Here is a 12,880-nt window from a genome sequence, read left to right on the forward strand (position 1 = left end):
AAAATAACAAAGGGATGCATCATGCATCCCTTTTTGTTTGTGTTGTACCGTCGGAGTACCTAATAGAAAGTTCCGACCTACGCTGGCTCGGCAATTTTCACGGTTGGCTTTTTCGCGAGCTCCGCACTGGAGTCTTTCTTATAAAGGTTCTCGTAGCAGTAATTTGTGGCTTCAATGTAGCCTTCTACACTACCGCAATCAAAGCGTTGACCTTTAAATTTGTATGCCAAAACACAACCAGATTGAGCTTGTTGCATCAACGCATCGGTGATTTGAATCTCGCCACCTTTGCCCGGCTCTGTATTTTCAATCAGCTCAAAGATATCGGGGGTCAGAATGTAGCGACCAATAATCGCTAGATTGCTAGGTGCAGTGCCTGGCTCTGGCTTTTCAACCATGTTATCAATGCGGAAGATATCATCTTTGATCATCTCGCCAGCAATCACACCGTATTTATGCGTTTCTGATTCCGGCACTTCTTGTACCGCAACGATTGAACAGCGGAACTGTTTGTACAGCTCAACCATTTGCGCTAGAACGCCTTTGTCCTCATTCACACAAAGGTCATCCGCAAGCACTACAGCAAACGGTTCATCACCGACCAATTCACGTCCCGTAAGAATAGCGTGACCTAAGCCTTTCATTTCACGCTGACGGATGTAAGTGTAACTCGCAGAATCAATCAAAGAACGAATATCATCAAGCAGCGCTTCTTTACTTGTACCGCTAATTTGATGCTCTAGCTCGTAGTTTTTATCAAAGTGATCCATTAAGGAGTGCTTACCACGACCAGTGACGATGCACATACCGTCCATACCGGCTTCAATCGCTTCTTCAACACCGTATTCAATTAATGGTTTGTTCACCACTGGCATCATTTCTTTCGGCATCGACTTGGTTGCAGGAAGGAAACGTGTACCGTAACCCGCCGCAGGGAATAAACATTTTTTAATCATAACCATTACCAACTAAAAAAAGGCTCCTCTGAGGGAGCCTGTTATATTATTTTGAATATAAAGACGAATTAATCGCTACCAAACAGGTCACGGGTGTAGACTTTATCAGCAACATCAGCAAGTTCCTCAACCATGCGGTTAGAAACAATAACATCAGACATTTGTTTGAACTCGTCAATATCGCGGATAACGGCAGAGTGGAAGAACTCATCTTCCTTAAGTACTGGCTCATACACCACGACTTCGATGCCTTTTGCCTTAATACGCTTCATAATGCCTTGAATAGACGAAGCGCGGAAATTGTCTGAGCCAGCCTTCATAATTAAGCGGTAAATGCCCACAACTTTTGGTTCTCGCTTGAGAATAGACTCTGCGACAAAATCTTTACGAGTGCGGTTTGCATCAACAATCGCTCCGATAATGTTATTTGGAACATCCTGATAGTTTGCTAACAGTTGCTTTGTATCTTTCGGTAAGCAGTACCCGCCGTAACCGAATGACGGGTTGTTGTAGTGATTGCCAATACGAGGATCTAAGCCTACACCTTCAATAATCTGGCGCGCATCAAGGTTATGTGCTTCAGCATAAGAATCCAGTTCATTGAAGTAAGCCACGCGCATCGCAAGGTACGTGTTTGAAAACAACTTAACCGCTTCTGCTTCTGTAGAGTCAGTAAACAGAACCGAGATGTCTTCTTTTACCGCGCCTTCAACTAAAAGGTTAGCGAACTTCTCTGCACGTTCGCTGCGCTCACCAACGATTATGCGAGACGGGTGGAGGTTATCGTAAAGTGCTTTACCTTCACGAAGAAACTCTGGAGAGAACATAACATTCTGACAACCGAGCTCCTCTTTAATACGCGCAGTATAACCCACAGGTACAGTCGACTTAATCACCATAACCGCATCTGGATTAATTGCTATCACATCTTTAATCACTGCTTCAACTGAAGAAGTATTAAAGTAGTTCGTTTGAGGGTCATAATCCGTTGGTGTGGCAATAACAACAAACTCTGCGCCTTTGTAAGCCAGCTCTTTATCTAGCGTCGCGACAAAGTTGAGCTCTTTGTTTGCAAGAAAATGTTCGATTTCCGCATCAACAATTGGAGACTTCTTGTCGTTCAACAAGTCCACTTTTTCTTGGATAATGTCAACCGCCACAACCTCATGGTTTTGTGACAATAACATAGCATTGGACAAACCGACATAGCCCGTGCCTGCTACAGCAATTTTCATTTTTATTTCCTATTATTTAACTGACGCTAGCATATCAAAACACCTAAACTCTCGGTAGAGTGCGGTGATTGACTAAAAGCCTAACTAGCAACACAACTTAATTCAATTGAGTACCCAAGTAACGCAAATAAGCGTTGCGGATACGCAGCTTGTTCTGCTCAAAGTACTCTTGACCATAACGGCCTCGGTTAAAGTAGCGGCGAAGCATACTATTATCCATTACGAGTTCATCACCCTGGCCTGCCGCTAAATGGTTAGCATCATTACCAACTCGTGTCGTAACGTTGAAATCATAAGCCTCATTACCACGAATCTGTATCACTCCCGGCGACATATCACGCCATGGCGTTAATGGCAGCTTTACCGACACAGTGACAAACTGCTCTTCGTCTGTATCGTTAAACTTTGTCACCTGATAACTTGCGGATATTTCTATGTCTTCAAACCAATGTGATGTAGTGAATTTTGCGCCAACATCCCCTTTCCAAAACTCGCCAGCAGTTGCGTTAAACTGCCAACCCCACTCTGGCATAGAGAATGTGTAACGAGTTAAAAAGGTTTGGCGATCTGGGTTTGCATAACCATTTTTGTCTTTTTCGTCTTGATGCTGGAAATAGCTAATCTCTAGTCCCAACTCATGGTTGCCCGATTGAGAGAACCAAGCTGATTCGCTGCGCGCACCGATATAATCCGATTTAACCAAGCCTAGGGAAACCTGATTAGCAATATCGACATATGGTAAACGGAAGAACTGATGCACCATTGCACGATCAATCTCGTTCTCATACGCGCTATCTTCGAAATACCCGCCCTCTTCAAAATCATCACTTTCTGCTAAAGGTAAAATATGACGAACATCAATTGCGGCGCCAGACCATAGGTAGGTGTATAAGTTGCTAGACATGGCAAAAGAGTAATCATACACTCCGTACTCGGTTGCTACGCCATGCCTTACCATAGGTGAAAGTACGATCTGCGAATCTAAAGTGCCTGAATTGACTCGCTTCGTTTTCCAATCAACCATGTCTAGTCTTTCCGGCAAATCGCGCGTGATAAACTGAATGTCATCACAAACTGCGCTGCCATTGACAAAACTTTGGTAACAGTTAGAGTTAGACAAAACGCTGACCACTGGTTTTTGGTTAGCAAGCATCACAAGTTCAAATTGATCCGATGCGGCACCAATATCTTGTGCAGCATTTTGACCTAAATGACTCGACACAATACCCAGAGCTACACCTAACCCGTCAACTTGATTATGGTTGTATCGACGGTTTTCAAGCGAGACTACAACCGACTTATTTAATATACCAATTTGAATATTAACAAAGCCTTCATTACGCAGCGTACTTACCAAAGCGGCGATTGACGCATTATAAGCTTTGCCTTGCTCTAGAGAGAGCTTTTCCATCAGTGATACATTACTACGAGCATACTCACGAGAACGGGTGTAATCGGTGATGAGTGGTATAGACAAGGCGGCATTCCATATATTCTGCTCATCCGTTTCATGACCAGTATAAATTTGGTAACTCAGAGAAGCCGTCATGCCGTAGGGTAGAAGTTCTTCTGGCGTAAATACTTTCACTGATGAGTTAAACTCAACTGCATCGTATTCACCGGTGAACTGAACAAAATCGAAAGGTTGGTATTCGAGACCACTAAACGGACCATTCATTACACCCAATGGAATCTCAGATTGACCATAACCAACAGATAACCGCAAAGGTGCAAAATCAAAAGAATAGTCCGCCACCAAATATTTTGAATGAAAAAAATTTGATGCCCCACCTAAATCTTGTATACCAAAAGCTAGATCGAAGTTATCGCTTTTCCAAAAACGAGGAAATTGATATTTAAATGACATTGATAAGTCGCGGCTACCACACTTAACCCAAGTAACAAATCTATTGCAATTATAAGTTTCTGTAGCAACCCGCCCTACGGCTTCAAGGCCGTTTATTACTCCAAGAGAAAACTTAATCGAGTCATCTCCTTGGATTGTTTTTTTCCAAGGTAACCCTTGCGCGAAAGTAAACGCAAAATCACCATGCTCTATCGACTGGGCATTTGGTGTAAATGTAAGCCCAGTAAAACTTTGGTTAGAATGTAGTGTTTCCAGTTCTTGCGATGAAGATTGTAAACTCACGAGCAGCATTGATAATGGAGCTGCGATCCCTGTAATTAGTGCGTTCTGTGCCATCCACTTGCCATTTCAAAATAATACTCACAGAATACATAAAGTACTTTGCGATAATAGTTAAATACCCCGTACGTGGACTTTAATATATACCAGTGTAAATAAAACAGCCCCACCTCATCTCAACCAAAATTTAACAACCACAACAAGCCATTGGCATTTGATATAATAAGCACCTAAACACCTCAACTAGAACCATGTAGATTACTTTCAGATTCATTATAAATTGTAACAAAGTCGATTAAAGTATCCTAGAAAAACAGGGGTATTTCACTCTTAACTATACTGTATAGAGCCAAAAAACGTAGAGCTTTGAGCAGAATCAAATAAAATATAAAACACTGTATTATTTTCTAAACACCGCCCGCCAGGCATAAAAAGAAAAGCATATCATCGCATTGAATAGTGACAATCGCTCAATTTTTCTATAAATTTCCCATTGGCGTTTAGCTTTTTTGAACTTATTTCTTGAAATTGAGCCAGGGACGATTCTGTATTGCATCAGAACTTTGTTTATTGGGTAAGCTTTAGCACCTAATTTTAATAGTTTCAACCAAAGCGCATAATCTTGCCCCGTTCGAATAAGAGGCATTGATAGATCATTAAATGCATTTTTTCGTAGCATTACCGTCGAACAGCCTACAGTAGCTTTCTTTTTTAACATATCTTTGTAACCAATTGCTTCACACTGTTCGAAATCTATACGCTTATTCAAACTTTTCCCTGATTCGTCTATCAATTCATAGGCGGTAAAACTAAATTCCAAATCATTTGAATCCATTATCGATAGTTGCTGCTCTAATTTCTCCGTGTACCAAACATCATCACTATCTATAAATGCTAAATAATCTCCTTGAGACTTTGAAATAGAATTGTTTCGACTAACTGCCGCACCTGAATTTACATCATTTAAGAAAACTTTAACTCTGCTATCATTTAAAGATATTTCCCTGAGACATTCCAAAGTACTGTCTGAAGAACAATCATCTGTTACTATCCACTCCCAATGTTTATATGTTTGTGAGGCTATCGAATCATAAGTTTTCTTTATGAAACCCTCGCAATTATATGACGCTGTAATTATTGAAATTAGATGTTTTTGATTCATCTCAAACTAGCCCTTATTTTTTATTTCCCTTATTAAAGCATACTTTCTAAATAGCATTTTAATTGAACTTAAATTGTGAAATGTTGGATAACCATAATATTTAGTTTCAAAAAACCTCATTAATAATTTATAAATACCAAACTTAAGACTATTTTTTAGATGAAACGTCATCGGGTTTAACTTATCTTTAAGATTATTATTCACTAGAAATTCATTGTATCGACACATAGCATAATACCTTGAATCAATAACTTCTTCACTTGTCTTTTTAGTTAAAGAATTATTTGACTCAACAACACAATATATACTTCGTTTGTCACCGGAAACTCTTTTCGCATAAAATCCAACTTTGAGAGAAAAGTTTACATCATTGGATGCTATTACTTGATCAAATCGAATATCGTTTTCATCAATTAAATTTCTCCTTATCAATTTACTCCATGGAACATAAAATTTATATCGACAATCTTCATTACCCATATTGACAAGATCATCAACTAATATTTCGTAGGCAACATGCCTTACAGAAACATGGTCTATATTTGAACAAATGCTTGTTGGCTTGAAGTATATAATATCAAAATCAGAATTATAATATTCATCAAAAATATTAAACGCATTTTCTAGCATATAGTCATCTGCATCACAGAATAAAACAAAATCTCCCAACGCATGATTTAGACCGATATTTCTACAAGAGCCTGCTCCCTTTACTCCGGTATCATTTACAATGTACTGTAAGTTACTCCTTGTCTTAAACAGCTCTAAATTAGTATTATCGCTATTATCGTCAATTACTAAAATCTGGATATCATTACGACTAGGAATTGTGTTTAACAATCTACCAATCGTTTCATTTGCATTATAAAATGGAATTATTACCGTATATCTATATTTACTCATGCTTACTCCGGTCATAAGTAATGGTTAAAAGAGCAAAGAAAAAACTAGAAAGATATGACATTTTAGATGTCTCTATCATTGCGCTACTTAATTGACTAACTGGTAACAACATGACCCATATAAAAATTGACTTGCTCAATAGACGAACGTTATTTTTATCTGCATTCATAGCTACCAAGCAGTATCTTGATAAGTAAAAACATAAGATGATAAATGAAAAAACACCAATTAATCCATAACGATACATAAATAGAGCAATCCACGATTCCAGCATTTCATCTTGTGCTAAGCCAACTCCAGTAATTACATTCGAATTAAAGACTAAACTTGTGGCATACTCAATTTGCTCGATTCTAAAGTTTAATGTGTTTGACTCAGATGAGTACATTAATAGTGTTTTCAATGACCTAAAAAAACCAAGATCATATTTCTCAACATAATTAAAGAAAGATTCCAAGTTAAGAAGCAGTAATAATATAGAAAATAGCATTATGGTCACTATCACTTTAAATGCTTTACTATTAGATAAATATCCATAAATAAGAATGGCTAATAATACAGCTAGAATCAGCATCTTACTTTGAGATAAAAAAACCAATAATAAGGAAGCGATAGTAACAAAAATGGTTGATTTATTCTTATCTAACTCTAAGCGGGTTAAAAACAATGTAAATATTGAAAAATAAACATATCCGCTATAATAACTTGTACCGAAAAATGTAGTAGCCACATTATAAAGGTTTTCTCTATGCTCTCTCTTATACAATGTAAATATAAGCTGCTTAACATAATCCAATAGAAAAATTTCAATGAAAGCGTAAGTAATAGAAATAATAACAAAGACTTTTAAAATTGAAAATATTTTTTCAAGACTTACATTATCTATAATAACTACTAAGGATAGATATGTTATATATATCAATAAAGGTCTCAAGAACGAAGTTATCATGCTAAGACCTACATCTTTATTGCTTAAGTCATTTATTGCAGAGGGGATTAACAACAATTGGCATAGAGTAAAATAACATAGTAAAGATATGTGCACTTTGTTAATTCTGATCTTAACAAAGAATAAAGGAAGAATCGAGACTAAAAGAACAAGCACATTAATATGCACTTGTGAGCTACCCATAATATTAGGAAATAACGGAAAAAGCAATATTGCCAAAAAAGATAATGTAAAATACTTATCTTTTACGTTATGTACAAACATACTTTTATTCCAAATCTAATATTCTAACTAGTTCATATAACCTTGCCTCAGATGTCAATTTATCTTTTGATACTGCACTATTATAATATTCATCATCTTTTGTAATGTTAAAATGCACGTTCAATACATTATTTACGAGATCGATATCGTAGCCATTTGACATTAATGAGAATGCGAACTCAAAGCCTGGGGGGTTGTAAGGATAACCATAATCTGATTTAATCAAGTCTTTATTAAACTCTTCCTCTAATATCACTGATACCAATTTTTTGTATACTTTACTGCTATAAAAATCATGATTTCCATATCGAAATTTTAACAATTCGTAAGCATACAAATTAAAACCATGATAACCTACCGACTTTGAGTATAGCTTTTTCTTGTTTTTTTTAATAAACATTTTATGTATAAGATAGTCTATTAGGCATCTAATTCCTTTTTTCTCATTGCATAATCTATATATAGATGTATTGTGATATAGAACACCATTTGAGTACAACTCTGGTTTAGAACCGATATTTTCAAAAAAAACATCACACATTTTTGTGATATTTTCAGATTTAGTAAACAAACTGCCTATAGCAGCAAACCAAAGCTGGTGATTAAATGTATTATCAAAAGATAACCTACTACCATCTACACTCAATCTATACCATATTGAACGTTCCCAATCAAAATCGTGTTGTAAGAAAACATCTTCAGCGAGTGAGTAAATTTCGTCATTCTTGAATACTGAATAAGCATATAACAAACTTTCGATAGCCCACGCTTGTCCCATAACTCCATTGCAAAAATCTTTTTCTTTATTTTTTCTACAATAAAATGCAGCAGACATAGGCCGAGCTGGCTGACTTGCAAGAAATTTGATAGCCTTATAGGCTGCTTTCTTATATGATAAGCAGCCTGTTCGTTTATACAAACATGAAAAAATGACAAGCCAATGCGCTGTGTTTCTAACCGGTGTTTCACGATCATAATACGGACCATTATGCCCTGGTTCAATACCTACTTTTTCGTCAAAGTCCAAAACCTTTTGAGAAGCATCGATTAAAATATCTTCTATCTTTTTTATAAAATTCATAAGTAACTTCTAATTTAAAAATAATTTTAGTGTCTCACTTGAGTAATCTTTAACTTTAATGCTATTTAAACTTTCTAATTCTTTCTGTTCTTCTTTCATTACATGAATAATTTTTTTATAAAGCTCATCTTCAGACCTACTTTTAAATAAAATCGCTCCTTTCGTCCGGTCACAAACATCACTTGCGATACAAGGTGTTTTTTGATGAATAGACTCACCAACAGATAACCCATATGTATCTGTACATGTAGCTCGAATAGATAAGTTACACTTAGACAATAATGCGCTATAATTAACAGATTCATTTAATAAGTAGAATGAATTCTCTAAACCTAAAGAATTTATTTTCTCTCTAAGTAAATCAAAGTACTCTTTATTTGTAATTCTTGTAATTAAAAATATGAATTTTGTATTTGGTTTAACATCTACGATCCTTTTAAAAACATCAATGCACAAATCAATGCCATATACATCTGTTCCATTAAAATGATTATTATTTGAGGCATTTGAGCATATTGTAAAGTCTGTATTTTCTATAATACTTTCAATAAATTCATTTCCGATTTCCTCATCAGAGTCTCGAGGAAGTAAAAAAGTAGGAAGTATAACTGTATTTTTTTTACTTGCCCCCCATGATATTAGCTTATCTTCTATTTCACTATTAATAGCCACATGAACATCGGAAAATCTTAATACAAAATTAGCCATCATTCTTATCATAAACTTTTCTTTATCTAATTCTTTTCGTAGGCTATGATAAGTTATAATTACCTTCTTATTCCTCACTAAAGATATTACTACTAAGATAAATCTTTCTAACCAATTATGAGTGTGGCAACTCACAACATCCTCTTTGAGAGTGAATATAAATTTTAAATAAAACCAAATTTTATTCTCTAAGTTAACTACCTTTTCACTCTCATTTTTAGCACCAAAAAACGTATTGTAGACTTTAGCGCTTGATTTTGTTTCCAATAATTCTAGCAAACGTTTAACATGTATCGATGTCCCACCAATCGGTGGTGGATAGGTTCCAAATATCGCAACGCTCTTTCTATTTTTCATTTTTATTCTCTACTTCAATTTTTAAAAAATTTATTTTAATGAAATAAATAAAAGACATATATTCGTTATAAAAAAACAAAAGTGTACTTAGTAATATTGCCGCCCAATAAAGATACATTCCACTTTGCAACACTTCCCCATACAAAGTATTTAGAGCTGCACCAAGGACTAACAAAAGTGTATATAGATATATGGTAAGCCTCGGTATTGGCTTCCATAAAAAGTTAGAAAACTCAGTTCTCAATATTAAAAACACCCAAAAAGAGATGCATGTAGTAACAGCTGCACCAGATGAGCCATAAAATGGAATGATCGCAGAGGTACTTACGGCATTAAATATGAAAGATATAGTACTAGCAAACATGCTATAGTGTGTTTTTCGAGAAACATTTATACCTACAGCTGTAGTTTCAGACAAAGTATAGAGTAATGGTGCTCCTAAACAAGATATTACTATCCACTTGACAAGTAAATAATTATCAGGAAGAACAAAGTCAATGAGCCAGGATAACAACCCAGACACGCTGAATACAACAACAACTACCAATAACACATATCTAGTCACTTGGTTAATCTTGTCTTGATTTACATTTTGGCTTGCCCATTTATATACAGTTGGTGCCCATATCGTAGAAAAAACTCGCTGAAACAGAATAGCTACACCAGCAAAGCTAACTGAAACCGAATAGACTCCAAGATCCTCATAATTTGATAGTTTTCTAATTAGAATTTTGTCAGTGGCTGTTAACGCCCAATATGCTAATGACCCAATTACAAGAGGTAAACCATAGGCCATTAAAGATTTTACTTTATCCAAGTCAATTGGTTCAAAACAACTTCTTAGCCAGTCAAATTTAGTATTCCATGCAAAAATAGAAAAAGCTAGAATTATAGATGCGACATTAGCAATCAATAAATTATTTAAATTTTTGTTTAAATTTGCAGCCACATAAAAGAAAATGATAAGTAGATATAATATCTTAGGTAATAATTGACTCAAAGAAAATTCTAATGCTCTTTCGTTCATCCTCAATATCAGAGATAAGAACCGAGTCATAAGCATACCAAACATTCCCAATATGATCATTATATCGAATTTAACACTTGACTCTCCAAGTATAAAACTAGACAACTTCCCTTTATTAACTATTATGATAATAATTACTATAGTAAAAACGATTAAAGCCGGTGTAATTACTAATTTAAACAATTTTTCTTTGTTGCGAGATTCATGAAATTCCCGTATGTAAGCTTGATCTAAGCCTAAACAAAAAAACATAGTGGTAAAGCTAAAGAGTAACTGCAACATCGATATTCTTCCGATATCATCTATTGCGAAAAACCATGTTACTATTGGTAAAGTGATAAATCCGATTAAAGCGGTCATTACTGGACCTATAGCAAAGTAGATTATTTTTTTAATGTTCAAATATTCTGCTCTCTATGAATTGAAAAGATAGAGGTGAGTGTTCATCTGTACCCTGTTGAAAATTAAAGGTGTTACTCTGGCACTTGATCCACATAGACTAGCGAGTATTCCTATTTGCCTTTCACTGCGAGAGTGTAATCTGCATCTTTATTAACGAATTGTTTTGTAATCTCTTTTTGGCACCCCATCACATCAATCGCGACAAGATAACCACGTAGGTCGAGTAACTTCAATAGCTCACGTTTAGTGTTGCATGGGTAGGAACGCTGCGCCTAGCTTGACTTTTTAGAGTGATTTTATAGGTAATTTAACACAAAAACTGTCTCAACCATTTTCATAAACTGAGACAGTTTTTATCCACTTTGAGATAGTCTATTTTCACTACCCTTCCCCAATAGGCTTTTTTGTAACACCTACTTAGACGTAAACTGAAGTCCTAACGTATGAAATAGCTTATTGAACCAAGAAGAAATGCGCCAAATATGGCTAATTGCCGAAAAATAGCATGCAAACAAAATCAAGAAAGCAATAAACATTATTGATTCACCAATACCAACAAAATCAGCCCACAAACCTACCGCAGCACAAATTGATGCCATCGAACAGATGAAAATTAACGTTGCACCTGGAGAAAGCCCAATACGCTGACAAATATGGTGTAGATGTTCTCTGTCTGGTTGGAATGGTGACTGACCTTTACGAATACGACGGATCATAATGGTTGCCATGTCCATCAACGGTAAAGCTATTAACCACAGTGCTGTGACTGGCTTGAAGGCTACCGCTCCTGGTTCTTGCGTGCCGCGAATCAGCATCCAGACCACTGTAAAGCCGATAAACATACTGCCAGCATCACCCATAAAGATTTTAAAGCGACGACCAAGTGGGAAACCTAAGTTCAGAAAGATGTAAGGAAGCATCGCAGTCACGATCATTAAACAGATCGTGGCTAAATATTCGTTTCCGTTGTAGGCAAACACAATACCTAATGCTGTAAAGGTGACCGAGGCTAACCCGCCCAGCAAGCCGTCTATGCCATCAACCATATTAAATGCGTTAATTGCGCCTATTACCGCAATAACGGTGATCACTGCGCCAGCGACTTCATTAAGGGCAATGGTTTCGCTCCCCATTAAGTAGCCTAAATCGTGTAAGCTGTGGCCTCCGATGTAAATCATCGCAAGGGATATTCCAGCTTGGATAATAAGACGAATTTTGAAACTTACATCGTAGTAGTCATCTAATGCGCCGAGCACTATAAGCACAGCCGAACAAGATAAGTAGAGTGATAGGTTGTCATTCATTGGTAGGAACAGAAGGAACCCGACCAGTATAGTAGAGAAAATGGAGATGCCTCCTACAAGGGGTACTACTCCTTGGTGGAGCTTTCTTGCATTGGGTTTATCTACCAGACCTACGCGCTTAGCAACTTTGCGCATAACAAAAAGTAGAACGAACGACAAAATAAATACAAATAAATATGCATTATTCATGGTAGCCAACTGTGTTATTAAATAAGTTTGAGGTAAATCTATAACGCATCCGACTGATTCCCTTTACGGATTCCATTGCATCACAGGTCCGATACTGCTGATTCTTGCTTCGCTCGTATCTAGACACGCCGAACTCTAAGAATGAGCAGGTGATTTTTTGGCGTGACAAAACCACATTAGCCAACGTGGGTTGTAAC

At 36.4% G+C, this 12,880-nt stretch carries 10 protein-coding genes and 1 pseudogene; all 11 read right to left on the reverse strand.

Features of this window, described 5'->3' with window-relative positions:
- Window positions 1-77: 77 nt before the first annotated feature.
- Complete coding sequence (gene galU / locus R7H07_RS13125) at window positions 78-956, reverse strand: UTP--glucose-1-phosphate uridylyltransferase GalU (RefSeq protein ID WP_005397961.1); 879 nt, start codon at window positions 954-956, stop codon at window positions 78-80.
- Window positions 957-1,024: 68 nt separating this feature from the next.
- Complete coding sequence (locus tag R7H07_RS13130; RefSeq protein WP_206959380.1) at window positions 1,025-2,191, reverse strand: nucleotide sugar dehydrogenase; 1,167 nt, start codon at window positions 2,189-2,191, stop codon at window positions 1,025-1,027.
- Between the two features lie 97 nt (window positions 2,192-2,288).
- Window positions 2,289-4,349, reverse strand: coding sequence for a YjbH domain-containing protein (locus R7H07_RS13135; protein WP_242539597.1), 2,061 nt, complete (start codon window positions 4,347-4,349; stop codon window positions 2,289-2,291).
- 388 nt (window positions 4,350-4,737) lie between these two features.
- Window positions 4,738-5,499, reverse strand: a complete 762-nt coding sequence (locus tag R7H07_RS13140; protein WP_206959386.1) for a glycosyltransferase family 2 protein — start codon at window positions 5,497-5,499, stop codon at window positions 4,738-4,740.
- A 6-nt stretch (window positions 5,500-5,505) separates the two neighbouring features.
- Window positions 5,506-6,402 carry a glycosyltransferase family 2 protein gene (locus R7H07_RS13145; protein WP_157664332.1) on the reverse strand — a complete coding sequence of 299 codons (897 nt, stop codon included), beginning with the start codon at window positions 6,400-6,402 and terminating at the stop codon, window positions 5,506-5,508.
- Window positions 6,395-7,615, reverse strand: coding sequence for a hypothetical protein (locus R7H07_RS13150; protein WP_086046475.1), 1,221 nt, complete (start codon window positions 7,613-7,615; stop codon window positions 6,395-6,397). The genes R7H07_RS13145 and R7H07_RS13150 overlap by 8 nt, the downstream gene beginning before the upstream one ends.
- Window positions 7,616-7,619: 4 nt before the next feature.
- Entirely contained in the window at window positions 7,620-8,696 is a 1,077-nt protein-coding gene (locus tag R7H07_RS13155; protein WP_086046474.1) for a hypothetical protein, read from the reverse strand.
- A gap of 9 nt (window positions 8,697-8,705) precedes the next feature.
- The gene (locus R7H07_RS13160; protein WP_206959387.1) at window positions 8,706-9,761 is read right to left on the reverse strand and encodes a glycosyltransferase; all 1,056 of its coding nucleotides are present in this window, start codon (window positions 9,759-9,761) and stop codon (window positions 8,706-8,708) included.
- Window positions 9,751-11,190: a lipopolysaccharide biosynthesis protein gene (locus R7H07_RS13165; protein ID WP_086046472.1), complete on the reverse strand. Its 1,440-nt coding sequence runs from the start codon at window positions 11,188-11,190 to the stop codon at window positions 9,751-9,753. The genes R7H07_RS13160 and R7H07_RS13165 overlap by 11 nt, the downstream gene beginning before the upstream one ends.
- 119 nt (window positions 11,191-11,309) lie before the next feature.
- Window positions 11,310-11,432 (reverse strand): annotated as a pseudogene (locus tag R7H07_RS13170) (ISAs1 family transposase); the annotation flags it as partial.
- 171 nt (window positions 11,433-11,603) lie between these two features.
- Window positions 11,604-12,683, reverse strand: a complete 1,080-nt coding sequence (gene wecA / locus R7H07_RS13175) for a UDP-N-acetylglucosamine--undecaprenyl-phosphate N-acetylglucosaminephosphotransferase (RefSeq protein WP_206959389.1) — start codon at window positions 12,681-12,683, stop codon at window positions 11,604-11,606.
- Between the last annotated feature and the right edge of the window lie 197 nt (window positions 12,684-12,880).

This window comes from Vibrio sp. Vb1127 (assembly GCF_033338735.1).
Lineage (GTDB): Bacteria > Pseudomonadota > Gammaproteobacteria > Enterobacterales > Vibrionaceae > Vibrio > Vibrio alginolyticus.

Coding starts and splice junctions, on each gene's coding strand:
- R7H07_RS13145 (WP_157664332.1), bottom strand. CDS start 6,402: ATGAGTAAATATAGATATACGGTAATAATTCCATTTTATAATGCAAAT.
- R7H07_RS13160 (WP_206959387.1), bottom strand. CDS start 9,761: ATGAAAAATAGAAAGAGCGTTGCGATATTTGGAACCTATCCACCACCG.
- R7H07_RS13150 (WP_086046475.1), bottom strand. CDS start 7,615: ATGTTTGTACATAACGTAAAAGATAAGTATTTTACATTATCTTTTTTG.
- wecA (WP_206959389.1), bottom strand. CDS start 12,683: ATGAATAATGCATATTTATTTGTATTTATTTTGTCGTTCGTTCTACTT.
- R7H07_RS13130 (WP_206959380.1), bottom strand. CDS start 2,191: ATGAAAATTGCTGTAGCAGGCACGGGCTATGTCGGTTTGTCCAATGCT.
- R7H07_RS13135 (WP_242539597.1), bottom strand. CDS start 4,349: ATGCTGCTCGTGAGTTTACAATCTTCATCGCAAGAACTGGAAACACTA.
- R7H07_RS13140 (WP_206959386.1), bottom strand. CDS start 5,499: ATGAATCAAAAACATCTAATTTCAATAATTACAGCGTCATATAATTGC.
- R7H07_RS13155 (WP_086046474.1), bottom strand. CDS start 8,696: ATGAATTTTATAAAAAAGATAGAAGATATTTTAATCGATGCTTCTCAA.
- galU (WP_005397961.1), bottom strand. CDS start 956: ATGATTAAAAAATGTTTATTCCCTGCGGCGGGTTACGGTACACGTTTC.